The 16,912-nt window shown below is 61.2% G+C and carries 12 protein-coding genes; 6 read left to right on the top strand and 6 right to left on the bottom strand.

Features of this window, described 5'->3' with window-relative positions; genetic code table 11:
• Positions 1–94: 94 nt before the first annotated feature.
• Genes FJ977_RS01095 through FJ977_RS01085 form a run of 3 tightly spaced genes read right to left on the bottom strand, consistent with a single transcriptional unit; the run spans position 95 to position 3,103 of the window.
• A complete protein-coding gene (locus FJ977_RS01095; protein WP_140767861.1) occupies positions 95–1,135 on the bottom strand; it encodes a sugar ABC transporter substrate-binding protein in 1,041 nt (346 codons plus the stop codon).
• A gap of 40 nt (positions 1,136–1,175) precedes the next feature.
• A complete protein-coding gene (locus tag FJ977_RS01090) occupies positions 1,176–1,940 on the bottom strand; it encodes an ATP-binding cassette domain-containing protein (RefSeq protein WP_135864119.1) in 765 nt (254 codons plus the stop codon).
• A complete protein-coding gene (locus FJ977_RS01085; RefSeq protein WP_140767860.1) occupies positions 1,937–3,103 on the bottom strand; it encodes an ROK family transcriptional regulator in 1,167 nt (388 codons plus the stop codon). The genes FJ977_RS01090 and FJ977_RS01085 overlap by 4 nt, the downstream gene beginning before the upstream one ends.
• A gap of 211 nt (positions 3,104–3,314) precedes the next feature.
• On the opposite strand from FJ977_RS01085, the gene FJ977_RS01080 reads away from it, so the two are divergent.
• The gene (locus tag FJ977_RS01080; RefSeq protein WP_140767859.1) at positions 3,315–4,493 is read left to right on the top strand and encodes a M24 family metallopeptidase; all 1,179 of its coding nucleotides are present in this window, start codon (positions 3,315–3,317) and stop codon (positions 4,491–4,493) included.
• Entirely contained in the window at positions 4,480–5,718 is a 1,239-nt protein-coding gene (locus tag FJ977_RS01075) for an amidohydrolase (RefSeq protein ID WP_140767858.1), read from the top strand. The genes FJ977_RS01080 and FJ977_RS01075 overlap by 14 nt, the downstream gene beginning before the upstream one ends.
• Positions 5,719–5,811: 93 nt before the next feature.
• Here the strand turns inward: FJ977_RS01075 and FJ977_RS01070 are convergent, their stop codons facing one another.
• Entirely contained in the window at positions 5,812–7,116 is a 1,305-nt protein-coding gene (locus FJ977_RS01070; RefSeq protein ID WP_140767857.1) for a M23 family metallopeptidase, read from the bottom strand.
• Between the two features lie 304 nt (positions 7,117–7,420).
• On the opposite strand from FJ977_RS01070, the gene FJ977_RS01065 reads away from it, so the two are divergent.
• Positions 7,421–8,416 (top strand): sterol desaturase family protein, encoded by a 996-nt coding sequence (locus tag FJ977_RS01065; protein ID WP_181179469.1) that lies wholly within the window; start codon positions 7,421–7,423, stop codon positions 8,414–8,416.
• Positions 8,413–9,555, top strand: a complete 1,143-nt coding sequence (locus FJ977_RS01060) for a GNAT family N-acetyltransferase (protein ID WP_140767856.1) — start codon at positions 8,413–8,415, stop codon at positions 9,553–9,555. Before FJ977_RS01065 ends, FJ977_RS01060 begins: the two co-directional genes overlap by 4 nt.
• A 31-nt stretch (positions 9,556–9,586) precedes the next feature.
• Here the strand turns inward: FJ977_RS01060 and FJ977_RS01055 are convergent, their stop codons facing one another.
• A complete protein-coding gene (locus FJ977_RS01055; RefSeq protein WP_140767855.1) occupies positions 9,587–10,054 on the bottom strand; it encodes a peroxiredoxin in 468 nt (155 codons plus the stop codon).
• Between the two features lie 95 nt (positions 10,055–10,149).
• Between FJ977_RS01055 and FJ977_RS01050 the strand changes: the two genes are divergently transcribed.
• Together FJ977_RS01050 and FJ977_RS01045 are read left to right on the top strand one after the other, a co-directional pair.
• The gene (locus FJ977_RS01050; protein ID WP_140767854.1) at positions 10,150–13,530 is read left to right on the top strand and encodes a DUF3971 domain-containing protein; all 3,381 of its coding nucleotides are present in this window, start codon (positions 10,150–10,152) and stop codon (positions 13,528–13,530) included.
• Between the two features lie 160 nt (positions 13,531–13,690).
• Complete coding sequence (locus tag FJ977_RS01045) at positions 13,691–15,433, top strand: restriction endonuclease (RefSeq protein WP_140767853.1); 1,743 nt, start codon at positions 13,691–13,693, stop codon at positions 15,431–15,433.
• Between the two features lie 83 nt (positions 15,434–15,516).
• Here FJ977_RS01045 and tyrS read toward each other — a convergent pair whose 3' ends face one another.
• Positions 15,517–16,770 carry a tyrosine--tRNA ligase gene (gene tyrS / locus FJ977_RS01040; protein ID WP_140767852.1) on the bottom strand — a complete coding sequence of 418 codons (1,254 nt, stop codon included), beginning with the start codon at positions 16,768–16,770 and terminating at the stop codon, positions 15,517–15,519.
• Positions 16,771–16,912 lie beyond the last annotated feature (142 nt).

Below are 16,912 nucleotides of genomic sequence, written 5' to 3'. Positions count from 1 at the left end.
CCCGAAAACTCGATTTCGGCGGCGATCTTGCGCGGATTGATGTTGCGGAGAGGCGGCTCCGGACCAATTGGTCCGGAGCGCTTAGGCGACCGGCCTATTCGACCGGTTTGACGGTATCCGTCGGCGCCTTCTGGTTGCCCCAGAAGGCCGGATTGTCGACGTTTTCCTTGGTGATGGCTGCACCCGGGATCTTGATGTTCGGCCCCCACGCTTCTTTGGTCACGGTCGATTTCAGGCCCAGCACGTCATATTCACCGGGCTTGATCTCCTGCTTGTTGGCGACCTTGTCCATGAACATGGCGACGGCCGCGGCCTGCGCGTAGAGCGGCTGCTCGACTTCGACGTTGAGCCAACCCTTGCGGATCAGGTCGAGGCCGACCGGCGCGCCATTCGAGCTCATCAGCATGACGTCGCCCGGCTTTTTGCCGGCGGCCTCGAGCGAGGCGACGGCGGCGACCGAGAGATGCGCGGCATGGCTGAAGATCAGGTCGATGTCGGGGTTGGCCAGCATCTGGTCGGCAACGATGGTGCCGGCGTTGCTGGCTTCCCACTGCATGGCAGGCAGCGAGATGATCTTGACGTCCGGGAACGCCTTCATCTTCTCCTCGAAACCCTTCTGGATGTCGAGCGTGTAGGGATCGCCGGGATCGCCGAGCACCTGCAGCACCTTGCCCTTCACCGATCCGTTCTTCGCCTTAAGCAGCTTCTCCGCCTGGTCGGCGGCGATATGGCCGATCTCGACGGTACCCGCCACCGAGGTGAAGTCGGAAGGCGTCGACGTGATCTGGCGGTCGAACTCGACCACCGGGATGCCGGCGGCGCGTGCGGCCTCGATGGACGGCTTCAGCGCGTTGAAATCGACAGCCGCCAGGATGATCGCCTTTGGCTTCAGCGCGATGACGTCGTTCATCTGCGATTGCTGGGCGTCGGTTTTGTTGTCGGCGTTCAGCGTCTTTATCTCGTAGCCGACCTGTTTCAGGAACAGCTCCAGCGCGGTCACCGAGCCGGTCTGGAACTCGTCCAGCAATGTCGGCACCATATAGTAGACGGTTCCCTTGGACTGGGCGAATGCCGGCGTGAGCGTGGCAAAGGCCAGTGCCAGGATACCGAAGACAGCAAGAAGTATTCGCTTCATGTCGTTCGCTCCTGTTGAGCCGGACCCCTCTTTTTGTCCCTCAGCCAGCCGGTCCGGCACCGGCAAGCGTCTCGCCGGTGATCATGTTGATCACCGCATCGGGACTTGTTTTGTTTCTGGCGACATCGCCGGCCACGACCCCTTGCCGGATCACCACGATCCGGTCGGCGACCTGAAAAGCCTGCTGCATGATATGGGTGATGATGACGACGCCGATGCCCTGGCTCGCCACCTGGCGGATCATGTCGAGGCCGCGCCGCGTCTGTTCGACGCCCAGCGCCGCGAAAGGCTCGTCGAGAAGCACGAGCTTGCCGCCCCAATGCACGAACCGGTTGAGCTCGATGGCCTGGCGCTGGCCGCCCGACAGATGCTCTACATTGGTGCGCAGTGATGGAATGCGGGTGCCCGCACTTGCCAGTGCCTTGCCGACGACGGCCTCCATGGCGCGCTCGTCGAGCACGGGAATGCCGAGGACCTTCCTGGTGATCTCACGGCCCATGAAGAAATTCGCCACCACGTCGACATTGGTGCACAGCGACAGGTCCTGGTAGACGGTTTCAATGCCCGCCGCCTTCGCCTCGGCCGGCGATCTGGCAAGAAACTCCTTGCCCTCGAACAGCATGCGGCCGGAGGTCGGCTCCAGCCCGCCGGCGATGATCTTGACCAGTGTCGATTTACCGGCGCCATTATCGCCGAGCAGCGCCACGACCTCACCCTTGCCGATGGAGAAACTGATCCCCTTGAGCGCTTCGATCGCGCCGTAGTTCTTGGTGACGTTGTCGAGTACCAGCAGCGGTTCGCTCATGCGGCGATCTCCTTGGCCGCGAGGAGATCGCGGCCGCGTTCGCGCTCGGCCGTGAACATCTGGCCGAAGCGGGGCGACAAAACCCCGGAAACCGCGAGGGCGGCGGCACCGCGCAATACCGAATGTTGCCCGCCGCGTGCGACCATGACCCGGGGCGTCGTGCGGTCCTTGCGCGCGGAAACGGAGTTGTGGAGACCGTCGGTCGAGCCAGCCAGCCGTTCGAGCAGGTCGGTGGATGCCAGCCCGCCGAGGATGACCGTTTCGGGGTCGAAGAGATTCTCGATGACGGCAATGGCATTGTGAAAGATCGGTGCGACTTCCGCGACCCAATCGGCCTCGCTGCCATTCCAGCGCCGGAGCGCCTCGAGCGAGAGGTATCTTTCGAGACAACCCCGGTTACCGCAGGGACAGGCCTCGCCGCCGGGAACGACAGGGATGTGCCCGACCTCGCCGGCATTTCCCCAGGCGCCACGCAGCGGGCTGCCGTCATGAACCATGACGCCGCCAAGGCCGACGCCGAAATAGAGGTAGTAATATTCAGAGAATTGAGCGCCGAGGCCGTAGAGCCGCTCGCCCATGGCTGCCGCCGCCATGTCGGTTTCGAAGAAGGCCGGCAGCCCGGTCGAGGCCGCCAGCCGCTCGCGCAGCGCCACATCCTTCCAGCCGGTCATGGTGGTCGGGCCGACAAAACTCATGGATTCGACGCCGAATGGTCCGGGCAGGGCCAGGCCGACCCCAAGCACCCGTCCTCCGGCCCGCAACCTGGTCAATTCAATCACCATCGCGCCGATCAGGTCGAAGGCATGGTCCGGTGTCGCGTTCGGGGCCTCGCGATAGGTGCTCTCGATCACGTCGCCGCTCAGATTGATCAAGGCGGCATTGATGCCGAGCGGGGTGATGTGGATGCCGACGGCATAGCCGCCCTCGGGATTGATCCGCAGCGTCGCAGGGGGCAGGCCGCGCCCCTTCGGCTCTTCGCGCACCGAGAGGATATAGCCCTGTTCTTCCAATTCACGAACGATGGTCGAAACCGTTTGGACGGTAAGGCCGACGCGGTTGGCGATCTCGCCACGGGCGATCGGTCCATGAAGGCGGATGGACTCAAGCACGATGCGCCGGTTGTACGGCCGCCCGAACTCCTGATTGGTCCCCCGCAATGCCATGCCTTGCGCCCTCGGTTAGCACGAGGTTCGCACCAAAGATTTATTCAGTCAAATGGAATTCAAAAATAAATTGAGCGGCATCCCAAGCTCCCGGTGGTGTAGGTCGTATCCGGCCTAGGACCTGTTCACCTGTCGCCCTTGGCCGATTGCCGTCACGGCAAAACGCTTCAATGGTGAGCCTCGCAACCGTTGAAGAGAGCATGGAGCAAAGATGATCGAACTGCCGTTTGCCCGCAACGAATACCAGCAGCGGCTTCGCAAGATCCGCACCGAGATGGCGAGGCGCGGTCTCGAGCTTCTTGTCGTCAACGACGTTGCCAACCAGCATTACATCACCGGCTATGATGGCTGGTCATTCTACACGCCGCAGGTGGTGCTGGTTCCCTTGGAAGAGGTCGAGCCGGTCTGGATCGGGCGCGCCATGGATGCGGCTGGTGGTCTTCTGACGGCATGGATGAAGCCCGAGAACGTGGTTGGCTTCCCGGAAGATCATGTTCAGCGGGCCGATCGCCATCCCATGGACTGGATCGCGAACTGGATCGCCGCCAAGGGATGGGGTGTCAGACATATCGGCATCGAGCTCGAAGCCTATTATTTTTCGCCAAAGGCACATGCCAGGCTCGTCGCCGGCCTTCCCAACGCCAAATGGCACGATGCCGACCTTCTGGTGAACTGGATCCGCGCGGTCAAATCGGCACCCGAGATCGCCTATCTGCGCAAGGCATCGACCCTGGCCGAAGCGGCGGTGGCACGGGCCTTCGAGGTGATCGCGCCTGGTGTGCGCGAGTGCGATGCCATCGCTTCCATCCAGGCGGCGCAGATCGCCGGCAGCCCGGATTTCGCGGGCGACATCACCGCTCTTCCGCCGACCATCCTCGGCGGCGAGAATGCCTCGGCCCCGCACATCATGTGGAGCGACCGGCGGTTTGGAGACAACGAGACGATTGCGCTGGAACTTGCCGGTGTCTGCCGCCGCTATGCGGCCGGGCTGGCAAGAACGATGCAGCTCGGCAAGACGCCGACGCGTGTCTCGGACACGGCGAAGGCGGTGATCGAGGGCATGGACGCGGTTCTCGATGCGGTCAGGCCGGGAACGTCGGCCGAAGCGGTCGAGGGTGCGTGGCGCAAGGTCATCCAGCGCTACGGATTGAAGAAGGAATCGCGCATCGGCTATTCCATCGGCGTAGCCTATCCGCCGGATTGGGGCGAGCACACGATCAGCCTCAGGCCCGGCGACAAGACGATACTTCAACCCGGCAACGTCCTTCATTCCATCCTCGGCATGTGGATGGATGGCTGGGGCATCGAGGTCTCCGAGACCATCCTGGTAACCGAAACCGGCCATGAGACCCTGACGAAGTTCCCGCGAGAGATCCATGTCAGATCCTGAGGGCTCGGCCATGGCAGGCGATGTTGCCGGTCCCGGCGCGGTCGATATCGACGCCGGACTTCTCGATCGCATGATCGAGATACGGCGCCATTTGCACCGCAATCCCGAACTGTCGAACCGCGAGGCCAACACGCAGCGTTATCTCAGGCAGATACTGGCCGGCGAGGGAATGTCAGATATTCGCGATGTCGCGGGCTTCGGCCTGGCCGTCGATATTGTCGGCACCGGCAAGCCGTCAAATCGAAAGATTGCCATTCGCGCCGATATCGATGCCTTGCCGATCGAAGAAGAGTCCGGCGTCGACTACGCGTCGACCAATCCCGGAGTGATGCATGCGTGCGGCCACGACGCCCACGCATCGATGGGTTTCACGGTTGCCGCGCACCTCCATAAATCAAGGGCCGATTTTGGCGGCACCGTGCGTCTCATCTTCCAACCGGCCGAGGAGGACTCGCCCTCGGGCGGCAAACGTGTGGTGGAGGAGGGGCTGCTCGACGATATCGACGCCGCGATCTGTCTTCACGTCGATCCGTATACGCCATCAGGCAAGATCGCGGTCCGCTCGGGCCCCTACACGCTGGCGTGCGATACGTTCGATGCCGTCGTCATCGGCGAGGCGGCCCATGCGGCAAAGCCCTATGAGGGCATCGATGCGGTCGCCGTTGCCTGCTCCATGGTGAGCGAATTGCAGAAGATCGTCTCGCGCGAGATTGATCCCTACGATCCGCTGGTCATTTCAGTTACCGGTATCAATGGCGGCAGCGCCTACAATGTGATCGCCGGCAAGGTCACTTTGAAAGGGACCATCCGCAGCGGCAGCGATGCAACCCGCGAACGGGCCTGGCGGCGTGTTCGCGAAATACTGGAGGGCATGGCGGCCAGCCACGGCGCCAGTGTAGAGCTTGCCATCCACAAGGGCGAACCGGGGGTCGTCAACGACGGCGAGATGGCCGAACTGATTGCCGCCAGCGGCAGGGCTTGCATCGGCGCCGACAATGTCCTCAACACGCCCGGATGGACCATTGCCGACGATTTTGGCTACTACAGCGAGAAGCGCCCATCGGTCTATTTCCGGCTCGGAATCCGTAACGAGCAGGTCGGCTCGGTCTTTCCGCTTCACCATCCCCGGTTTCGGGTGGATGAGGCCGCCTTGAAGATTGGTGCGGCCACGTTGGTTGCAGCGTGTACCAGGTTTCTGTCGACGCAGCCGGGATGCACAGACTGATCAGGCGATCCAAGAGCGGCTCATGCATGGTTTGCATGAGGGCCCCTTGAAATGCATGTTCAATATTGCTGATCCAACCCGGGCTGGCGCGCCTCAGAGATACTGGGCAACCTTCTTGCCGACGGTGAGGAAGCGCAGGGGATCGATCGCTTCGCCATTGTGGCGCACCTCATAGTGCAGATGCGGGCCGGTCGAGCGGCCGCTGCTGCCGGTCTTGCCGACGATGGCGCCGGCGTCCAGCTTCTCGCCCACGGTCACGTCGATTTCGCTCAGATGTCCGTAGCGGGTGGCAAAGCCATTGCCGTGGTCGACTTCCACCATGCGGCCATAGCCTCCGTTCCAGCCGGCCTTCGTGACAATGCCGGGCGCCGTGACCTTGGCCGCCATGCCGATGGGAGCCCGGAAGTCCATTCCCGAATGCAGCGCGGCGGTGCCGAGGATAGGATCGGTGCGCACGCCGAACGGACTGGTGACGGAGTGGCCAGGGGCGGGGTTGGCAAGCGGCAGCCGGCGCGCTTCCTTCTTCAATTGATCAAGCGTATCCAGGGCTTCGTCCAGTTCCTTGACCTTGCTGTCGAAGATCATCGAACTGTCGAGCGGGATCAGCGGGCCGCCGACATCGCTCTCATTCTTGCCGAAATCGCTGTCGACCGGCAGCCCGGCCGCCGCCAGCGCCTGCTGGATGGCATCCGCGCTCTTGTAGGCATTGTCGGCGAGCGTGCTGATGCGCGTGAGTTGTTCGTTCTCGATGGATCTCAGCGACTGGTTGATCGAAACGAACAGCTTGTCCGCGCGATCTGCTGCGGAATCGCTGGGCAGTGGATCGGTACGGGTCGACCACAGGGAGAACGGCCTGGTGTCGGCGGCACCCAGGTCCACGCCCAGGCTGGCGACCGCGTAGCTCGGCGCCGGCTGGTTGATGCTGCCAGTCACTTCGGCGTGCTTGTCGGGCTTGGCAGCTGCTGCGGGATCCTCGGCGGGCTCCGTTCCGACCTCATTCTCAGCGCGTTCGAGCAGCGGGCCGAGACGGCCGTGCCGCTGGCTGAGCTGTGTCTGGCGTTCAAGCAGTTCGCTGACCTTGGTTTCCATCAGCTGCTGGTCGAGCAACTGGCGGCTGGTGATGCGGTCGACCTGGGCGCGAAGCGCCGAGATGCGGTCTTCATAGGCCTGCTGCATGCGCGCCTGGCGCGCGGTGGTGGCGCCGATCAGGTCGTCGCGCAGCACGAGATAGGACGTGGCCAGCAGGTAGCCGATGGCAATGGCGGCGAATGCTGAACCGATGAATGCCGCGAGCCAGGGCCGGATCGTGAAATGCCTGATCTCGTTGCCGCGCGCGATGATTATCGTGTGAGGTTCCTTGCGCCTGCCGAAGACTGCGGACTGACCGGTTGCGTTCACGGGACCAAGCTTTCGTTTACGACATCACGACGCCCTGACTACACATTATTAAGGTTAACAAAGCTTTGCGGGATTGAATGCGCGGCGACGAATGCACGCGGAGCGGGCGGGAGGTTGCATGAAAACCGCCAAGTTGAGGCCCCGGTGTCGCGAAATCCCTGGCAATCGTCACCAATGTGCTGGCAGGACAAGCGATTGTCGCTCGCGCGTTAGAGGTTAGTTTCTTAACTGTCTTCGATTGCTTTTAGTTGACGGTTTTCGAGTAAAAGCGTGCCGGGATTTGGGATTCATTATGGCTATGGGAATGCTGAGCGATCTGGTTGGCAAGATCCTCGACAAGATTTCGGGCACTGGTCTGCTGGCGATGGGGCTTTTGCTGCTGACTGCCTTTGTCAGCGCGCTCGTGGCCTATTGGCGCACGGTCGAGAATAAGAGCTGGAAGGAGTTTTTCGAGTTCGTCATCCCGCACGAGGTCATCACCCATCCCTCGGCGAAGGCCGATCTGCTGTTCTGGGTGACGAAGAAGGCCCTGATGCCCTTCCTGATGCTGCCCGCCGGCATTGTCTTCGTCACCGCGGTTGGCTACGCGACCAATTGGCTGTTTTCGACACTCTTCCAGTTCCAGCCGCCTCTGATCGAGGGGCCGGCGGGGCCGGTGACGGTGCTGATCTTCACCATCACCATGCTGCTTGCCTACGACATTTCCTATTATCTCTATCACGTCGCCCAGCATCGCTATCCGCTGCTTTGGGAGTTGCACAAGGTGCATCACTCGGCCGAGGTGATGGTCGGGATCACCAAGGATCGGGTCCACCCGCTCGACGAACTGATGAATCGGGCCTGGGACGGCCTCATCGTCGGCGTCTGCTTCGGCATCTGGTCGCTGATTTCGCTGAACCTTGTCGAACTGACCGTCTTTGGCGTGAACGTCTATGTCATGCGCAACATCCTGATGATGGATTTCGTCAGGCACACGCATTTCAAGATCTCGTTCGGCCCGCTCAACAATGTGATCCTGTGTCCTCATTGGCACCAGTTGCATCACAGCACCGATCCACGCCACTACGACAAGAATTTCGGCCTGCTGTTCTCGTTCTGGGACCGGCTGTTCGGAACATTGTGCGTGCCGAAGCCCGACGAGGACTTCAAGTTCGGACTGATTGACCGCGATGTGCGCGATTATCAGTCGCTCGCCGGCCTCTATGTCATGCCGCTGAAGCGGATGTGGAGGCACATCGCCAGGCGCATGCGACCTGGAAAACCAAGGACCTCACGATCATCTGAAGGGACACGGCCATGAACGCTCCTTTCGTGCTCGCCATCCCGCGGACACGCACCTTCGAAGTCGTGACATCGGCGGAGCGGCTGGCCGAGATCACGCCGGCCTGGAGCGCACTTTGGCGGCGCGTCGGCGGGCTGGTCTTCCAGCACCCGGAATGGATCGCGGCCTGGTGGCGCACGACGCCGCAGCAGGAACTGCGCACGCTCAGGATCGGACTGGCCTGGAACGGCGACCGGCTCGATGGCGTGATTGCGCTCGCCACTTTCAAGCGCTCCGGCATCCGTATGCTCGAATGGGCGGCGAAGGATCACAGCGACTATGGCGACGCGCTGCTGGCCCCCGACTGTGATCCGCAGGTGCTCTCCCGGCTCTGGCAGTATGTTCTTGATCAGGGTGGCTTCGACCTGATCTATCTCAACCGTCTGCTGCCGGATGCCGGTGTTGGTGCTCTGCTGGACCCGGCCTCGCGCCATGGCAAGGCACTACGGCCCAACCACCGCAGTGAAATCAGCTACCGTGTCGCCGGTTCCTGGCAGGGTGGGGCGAAATGGTTCGAGACGCTGTCCAAGAAGGCCCGGCAGAACTACCGTCGCGGCCGCAAGTTCATGGAGGAAGGCGGGGAATTGCGTTTCCGCCTGCTGGATGCGGACGAGCCGCGCGAGCCTGTGCTCGCGCGGGTTGCGGCGCTGAAGCGCCTCTGGCTCGCCCGGCATGGCCGCGTCTCGGACCTGTTCGACGAGGGCTCGCCCGTTCTCGCCGCGCTTGTTTCCGTGCTGGCCGAACTCGGGCTGTTGCGCATCTTCGTGCTGGAGCTTGACGGCACGATTATCGCCGTCTCCATCAATTTCGAGCAGCACGGCACGATGATGGCTTTCGTCACCACCTACGATCCCGAATACGAGCGCGCCTCGCCGGGCATGGTGTTGATGATGGACTACATCCAGTGGTCGCTCGACCGCGGCTTGGCCAAGGTTGATTTTCTCTGCGGCGGCGAGGACTTCAAGCGCCGCTTTGCCACGGAATCAGTAACGCTGTGGTCGATGATGGGCGCGCGCGGTCTGCGCGGCCATCTAGCCGCGCTGGCCGATCATGCGAACCATGTTGCGAAATCCTGGCGGGAGCGGCGGCAGCCGAAGGCGGAAACACCCGACGAGTAAGGCCGGCTCATGTGAACGTGGCATCGCGCGCTCAAAGCGCGCGAACGGCTTCCAGCACTTCCTCGGCATGGCCCTTGACCCGGACCTTGCGCCAGATCCTGGCGATCCGCCCGTCGCGGCCGATCAGGAATGTCGCGCGCTCGACGCCCATGTATTTGCGGCCATACATCGATTTCTCGACCCAGAGATGGTAGGCTTCGATCACCTTGCGTTCCTCGTCGGCGGCGAGATCGATGGTGAGATTGTATTTCGACTTGAACTTGTCATGCTTCTTGACGGGATCGGGCGACAGGCCGATCACGACGGCACCGGCCTTCTCGAAGTCCGGCTTCAGCTGTGAAAAGCTGATCGCCTCCTGCGTGCAGCTTGTGGTGTCGTCCTGCGGATAGAAGTAGAGCACCACGGGTTTGCCGGCCGACGCGGCCAGGCTGAGCGAACCGCCGCCATCTCGCGGCAGGTCGAATTGCGGCGCAAGATCGCCCACGTCGAGGTCAGCCATATCGATGCCCTTGTTTGAGGTTACGCGCGAAGCCACACCGATATAGTGTCGAGCGGGGATTCGTCCACGAGCGAATTCGTACAACGGAAGATGGCGTGGATCAGGAGCAACCGCAGCACGAGAAGATCAGGTTCAGGCGGGATGAAATCACCGACCTGGGGGCTTTGCCGTCCGCGTGCCGAGTCCCGCCGCTCGGTCAGGCGTCGATCGGCCGCGGCTTTCGCATCCTTTCGCGCGTGTTCGCCGGCGTTGTCAGCCTCGTGTTGCTGGCGGCAGTCGTCGTCTATCTGGTCGGAGCGTCCGGCATCGGCTCCGAGCGGCTTCGGACGGAAGCCGAGATCGCCATCGAGAGACTTGCCGGTGTCGATGTCCATGTCGCTGTCGGGCCGGCGCGCATCACGCTCGACAGTTCGAGCTTCGTCGCGCTTCAGGTCAGCGACGTCAGCCTGAAGACATCGGATGGCAAGCCGATGGCGGATGCCGGCCGTGTTCGCTTCGGCATGCGCCTGATACCGCTGCTGTGGGGGGAGGTGCGGCTGACCAGCGCCAGGATATCCGACGCGCGCATCGTCACGGCCGCGATGCCGTCAGGCGGTGACTGGACAGCCGGCTTGCGCAATGAGGATGGCCTTGTCGACCCGGAGAAACTGTCCGACGCGGTGTTCGGCAACATCCATCAGGCGCTCGACGCCGTGCGGGAGGATTCGCTGCGCCGGATCGATCTCAGCAATGTCGAATTCGTATTGCCCGAAACCGGGGCGGTCAGGCTGATCACGATCACCGACGCCACCGTCGTACAATCGGGTCCGGGCGGTATGGAGTTTTTCTCCGAGGCGAATGTCGACGGCAGAAAGGTTACCCTTGCCGCTTCCGCCACCCGCGATATCGAGGCGCACCGCGTGACGGCGCTGACAGCGAACATCGACCTGGCGCCTGCCGACAACACCACTGCCGGAGCCGGGAAGCTGGGTGCGGTCGCATTGAAGCTGACAGGATCGGAAGGATCCGGCGCGAATGCATCGCGGCTGACAGCCGCGATCTCGTCCGCCGGGTCCGTTCTTGATCTTGGCACGCGCGGACTGCTGCCGGCCGATTTCGATGTCGATGCAACTCTTGTCCATGGCAGCAACAAGATCCAGGTCGACAGGCTGCTGTTGAAAACCGGTCGGTCTTCTTTCAATTTCGGCGGCTCGATAGGGCCAAAGCCGGCGACAGGGGCGGCGGGCGAGGAACCCTCCTATCGTTATGACCTGACCAGCGACGGTTCGACCCTGGCGCCATCGGAATCGCCCGAGCCCGCGCTGGCGTTTATCGCCCGTATCGCCGGCGTCTATCAGACCAAGAGCCATAAGCTGGTGGCCGAGCAGATCGCGGTTCGGTCCGACGCTTCCGGCGAGGTGCTTGGCACCGCGGCCGTGGAATTCGTTGACGGCAAGGCTCCCGGTATCAATCTGGCGCTCAACGTCCATGACATGCTGGTCTCGCACGTCAAGCAGCTGTGGCCGTGGTTTTCGGCGCGCAACGCACGGCTTTGGGTGCTCGATAATCTGTTCGGCGGCCGCGTTGTCGATGCCAATCTTCAGTTCCAGGTCGTGCCGGATCGCCTCGGCAATGGTGTTCCGCTTTCTGCAGACGAAGTGTTCGGCCGCTTCCAGATCGAAGGGTCGCGCTTCGACACGGCCGGGCGCATTCCGCCGATACGCGACGCGGTCGGCGTCGTCGCCTTCCACGGCAACGACGTCGACATTTCGCTCTCCTCGGGCACCGTCTTCATGCCCAGCGGCCGCACCGTGGCGGCCAGCAACGGCACACTGTCGGTCAAGGCGGCGAACCACCCGCCGGTCATCGGCGCACTCGACATTGACGTGGAGGGAGAGGCGTCGGCTGTCGCGGAACTCGCCTCCTACGAACCGATCAACGCCATGCGCCATGTCGGCTTCCTGCCGGAGGACCTGTCCGGCAGCGTTACCGGCCATGTGAGGGCCGACATTCCGTTGCAGTCCGGCGTCGACACCTCGAAACTCGACTGGCTGGTGTCACTCGACTACACCGGCCTGTCGCTGGCCAAGCCGTTCGAGGGACAGACCGTCACCGATGCCGACGGCTCGATCACGGTCGACCCGGAAAAGGCGGTGATTTCCGCCAAGGCGTCGTTGAACAACATTCCGGCCGAACTCGACCTCGTCGAGCCGCTGGTGGATAACGGGCCGCCGCGCAGCCGCAAGGTGGCCCTGGTGCTTGACGACAAGATCCGCGCCGCCGCCATGCCCGGCCTGACGCCGCTGCTGGGCGGAACGGTGAAGGTCGCGATCGACAAGAGCGGTGGCGGCAATCAGAACGTCTCGGCCGACCTGACCAATGCCAGGCTGGACATTCCCTGGGCCGGCTGGAGCAAGGGGGCAGGGGTCCCGGCCAGTGTCACGTTCGTCATGACCAAGTCCGGCGACACCACGACACTGTCCGACTTCAACCTCGACGGCAAAACATTCTCCATCGACGGCAGCATCGTGCTGGTCAACGGTGCCCTGTCGTCGGCAAAATTCAGCAAGGTCACCTTGAACAGAGGTGACGATGTCGCGATTTCGGTGAAGCGGTCGGGCAAGGGCTACGCGGTCGACATCAATGGCAATGCGCTCGACGCCCGATCGCTCATCAAGCAGTTCATGTCGGATGTCGACACCGCAACCAAGACCACGGGAACAGACAACATTTCAGTCAGCGCCGACGTCGAGCAGCTTACCGGTTTCCACGACGAACAACTGTCCAACCTGAAGCTGGACTACAGCGCGGCCGGTTCAAGGGTGAACGGCCTGAAGGTCAGCGCCACGGCCAGTTCGGGCGCGGCCATAGCAGTCAGCAACACTGCCGGCGACGGCCGGCGCTCGCTCAACGTGCAGTCGGCGGATGCAGGCGCTATCCTAAGATTCCTCAACATCTACGAGCATATGGAAGGCGGGTCGATCACCTTGGCGCTGACGGGGGCAGGCGACGGGCCGATGAAGGGCAAGGTCGATACCAGCAACTTCTTCATCGTCAATGAACCGAAACTGGCCTCCATCGTCTCGACCACGCCGGCCGGCGACAACCGCAGTCTCAATCAGGCGGTCAAGGGCAATCTCGACACGTCGCGGGTCAAGTTCGAGCGCGGCTACGCCGAGATCGAGAAAGGCAGCGGCTATCTGAAGCTTGCCAATGGCGTGCTGCGCGGCCCTCGCATCGGCACGACGTTCCAGGGCATCCTCTACGACCAGAACAACAATATGGACATGACGGGCACCTTCATGCCGGTCTATGGGCTCAACCGCATCTTCGGCGAGTTGCCCATCGTCGGCGCGCTGCTTGGCAACGGCCGCGACCGCGGCCTGATTGGCGTCACCTACCGGCTCAGGGGCAATGCCAACAAGCCGGTGCTCGACGTCAATCCGCTGTCGGTTATCGCGCCGGGAATATTCAGGTCGATCTTCGAGTATCGGTGATATCAGTCAATCAGCTTTCGCGCATAACTAACGAAACTTCTGACAAGTGCCTACAGAAGCGCGTCCGCGAGCAGATTTTGATAGAGACATGTGATCCATCTCGCTTGTGATTCCTGCCGAAAGTCGATTAGATCGGACTGATCGGGAGGACTTGGGAATAATGGTAAAAGAGGCAAACGTTACTTGGCGCTCAAAACATCAGAGCGCTATTGAAAGCGGCGAGCTCACTGCAAAATTTAGCGCAGACGGCTCGCGCATCCTGCGTTGGTACATCGACTTTAGGCACAAGCTGCTCCACGTGCATAAGGAGTTAAGCGCACCAGATCTGTTCATGCTTCAGCACAAGATAGACACGCTGATGGAGCAATGGGATGAAAGGGCGGACCAGCAGAATCGAAAGCTAAAAGTGTTTGCTAGCAAATATCAGGCAGATCAAGATACAGCTGAAGCAACGATACGGCTTGAAGGGCTACACAAGATTTTAGGTCACACACTTGCCATCAATGACCGTATCGATTGGAGCTCCCTTAAGGATCACAGTTTGTACGAAGGGCAAATGACCTTTCAAAGGGTCATGCCGCAACGCGTTAAGCGTATCGAGCCCAAGTTCACTCCGCCCGACATCTCACTCTTGGACAGGTTATTCGGTAGGGTAAAGCGGCGGATTGCGGACGCTCACGCAAGGTTCGAGCGAGAGCGAGCCGATTGGCTCGCGTACGAGCAGAGGGAAACCGGGAAGCTTAACCAGTCGATAGCGCAATGGACCGTCGAAAAAGCAGAGTTTGAAGAAACTGCGGCCCGACAAAGGAATGAATTTATAGAACGACAGGCGGAGGCTAATCGACGTGTCGATGCTTTGGCCGCGAATATCGCCAATGGCGATCCGCAGGCGGTGATAGAACACGCGATGCTGGTTCTTGACGCTTCAGATTATGACGATCTTTATGAAAAATCTTATGAGGTTCAATACGCCTCGGATACAAAAACTTTGATGCTGGAATATCAGTTGCCGTCGCCGAATGAACTGCCAACCGTCAAATCCATTCGCTTCGTTGCTGCGACCGGCGAACTCAAAGATACGCACATTTCAGAAAGAGAACAGAAGGCAAACTATGACTCAGTCTGCTACCAGATTTGCCTTCGAACCATTCACGAACTGTTCGAAGCCGATGAGTGCCAAAATCTGCAAAGAGTGCTGTTCAACGGCATTTCGACGTACGTGGACCGGACGACAGGTCAGGATACCACATCGTGTATTATGTCGATTATGGTGAACCGAGAGGACTTCTTGAAAATCGACCTCGGCCGCGTCGATCCCAAGGCGTGCTTCAAAAGCCTCAAGGGCGTCTCGGCTTCTTCACTTGCAGCGCTGGCACCTATCCCTCCCGTCATGGTCCTGAACAAGGAAGACAGGCGTTTTATTGACCCTCGCATGGTTGTAGACACGCTTGATACGGCAATGAATTTGGCGTCAATGGATTGGGAAGATTTCGAACACCTCGTACGGGAACTCTTTGAAAGGGAGTTCGCCTCTCGTGGAGGCGAGGTAAAGGTCACACAGTCGAGCAGTGACGGAGGCGTTGACGCTGTAGCTTTCGATCCGGACCCGATTACGGGTGGGAAGATCGTAATCCAGGCCAAGCGATATACCCGGACAGTCGGCGTTGCGGCTGTCCGCGATCTATACGGAACTATGCAACACGAAGGTGCATCACGCGGACTCCTTATTACAACTGCTGACTATGGCCCTGATGCGCACAAATTCGCGGCAGGAAAGCCCATCACACTTTTAACTGGGGCCAACTTACTGCACCTCCTTGAGAAGCATGGGTACAGTGCAAAGATCGATTTGCGCGAGGCTCGCAAGGAACTTAACTTGCGCGACTATGCCACAAGGCAATAGCCCCCGGTCTTGTGGCCAGGAATAGCCATAGTCCCGGCGAATCAGATCGGCCGAACTAACGCAGAACAAATACGAGTGGAGTCTCAGATCGGCCGCACCAGAACGTGTTTTTTCTTGCCGAGTGAAAGCTTTACGACGTTTTCCGGACTCAGATCCTGAAGCGTGACCATGCGGCGATCATCGCTGACCGACTGGTCGTTGATGCGAACCGCACCGCCCTGGATGTGCCGCCGCGCCTCGCCATTGGACGATGCCAGCCCGGCCGTGACCAGCAGTGACAGGATGCCGACGCCGGCCTCCAGCGATGCCTTGTCGGTCTCGACCGTCGGCAATGTCTCCGCTAGAGCGCCTTCCTCGAAGGTTTTTCGCGCGGTTTCCTCGGCCTGGTTTGCCGCTTCGCGGCCATGGACGATCGCCGTCGTCTCCGTGGCCAGCACCTTCTTGGCTTCGTTGATCTCGGAGCCGCCGAGCGCCGCCAGGCGGGCGATCTCATCGAGGGGCAGGCGGGTGAATATCTTCAGAAAGCGCTCGACGTCGGCGTCCTCGGTGTTGCGCCAGTACTGCCAGAAATCATAAGGCGAGAAGAGGTCGCCGTTGAGCCACACCGCTCCCTTCGCCGACTTGCCCATCTTGGCGCCCGACGATGTCGTGAGCAGCGGCGTGGTCAAAGCGTAAAGCTGCGGCGTGCCCATGCGATGGCCGAGATCGACGCCGTTGATGATGTTGCCCCACTGGTCCGATCCGCCCATCTGCAGGCGGCAGTTCTGGCGCCGGGCGAGTTCGACGAAATCGTAGCCCTGCAGGATCATGTAGTTGAATTCGAGGAACGACAGCGACTGCTCGCGGTCGAGCCGCAGCTTGACGCTGTCGAAGGTCAGCATGCGGTTGACGGAAAAATGCCGGCCGACGTCGCGCAGGAACTCGACATAGTTGAGTTTCATCAGCCAGTCCGCGTTGTTGACCATGATGGCGTCGTTCGGGCCGTCGCCGAAACGCAGGATGCGGCCGAAGATGCGTTTGATGCCCTCGATGTTGGTGGCGATCGCCTCGGGTGTCAGAAGGCTGCGCTGGTCGTCACGGAAGGACGGGTCGCCGATCATCGACGTGCCGCCGCCCATCAGCGCGATCGGCCGGTGCCCGGTCTCCTGCAGCCAGTAAAGCATGGTCGCGGAGATCAAATTGCCGATATGCAGGCTGGTGGCGGTGGCGTCGTAGCCGACATAGGCGGTGACCGTTTCCTTGGCGAAAAGTTGGTCGAGGCCGGTCTCATCCGAAATCTGGTGGATGAAGCCGCGCTCGCTCATCGTGCGCAGGAAATCGGATTTGAAGGCAGGCATGGTTTCTTTCCCGAAAGCGTCCGCCCGGTCCGGCGCGGGCGTATGTGAACGGGCGCGTTTAGCATTCAAGCGCGATCAGCAAAAGTGGAATCCGGTTTTGCGTCCGATCGCGCGGCAACCAGGAGTTCGCGATCAGCAAAAG

This window comes from Mesorhizobium sp. B2-1-3A (assembly GCF_006442655.1).
Lineage (GTDB): Bacteria > Pseudomonadota > Alphaproteobacteria > Rhizobiales > Rhizobiaceae > Mesorhizobium.
This window is presented reverse-complemented; position numbering and strand designations above follow the sequence as displayed.

Bases quoted from the DNA above. Each gene is read 5' to 3' on its own strand.
- FJ977_RS01095 (WP_140767861.1), bottom strand. From the start codon at position 1,135: ATGAAGCGAATACTTCTTGCTGTCTTCGGTATCCTGGCACTGGCCTTT.
- FJ977_RS01055 (WP_140767855.1), bottom strand. From the start codon at position 10,054: ATGGCTGACCTCGACGTGGGCGATCTTGCGCCGCAATTCGACCTGCCG.
- FJ977_RS01065 (WP_181179469.1), top strand. From the start codon at position 7,421: ATGCTGAGCGATCTGGTTGGCAAGATCCTCGACAAGATTTCGGGCACT.
- FJ977_RS01045 (WP_140767853.1), top strand. From the start codon at position 13,691: ATGGTAAAAGAGGCAAACGTTACTTGGCGCTCAAAACATCAGAGCGCT.
- FJ977_RS01090 (WP_135864119.1), bottom strand. From the start codon at position 1,940: ATGAGCGAACCGCTGCTGGTACTCGACAACGTCACCAAGAACTACGGC.
- FJ977_RS01085 (WP_140767860.1), bottom strand. From the start codon at position 3,103: ATGGCATTGCGGGGGACCAATCAGGAGTTCGGGCGGCCGTACAACCGG.
- FJ977_RS01075 (WP_140767858.1), top strand. From the start codon at position 4,480: ATGTCAGATCCTGAGGGCTCGGCCATGGCAGGCGATGTTGCCGGTCCC.
- tyrS (WP_140767852.1), bottom strand. From the start codon at position 16,770: ATGCCTGCCTTCAAATCCGATTTCCTGCGCACGATGAGCGAGCGCGGC.
- FJ977_RS01060 (WP_140767856.1), top strand. From the start codon at position 8,413: ATGAACGCTCCTTTCGTGCTCGCCATCCCGCGGACACGCACCTTCGAA.
- FJ977_RS01080 (WP_140767859.1), top strand. From the start codon at position 3,315: ATGATCGAACTGCCGTTTGCCCGCAACGAATACCAGCAGCGGCTTCGC.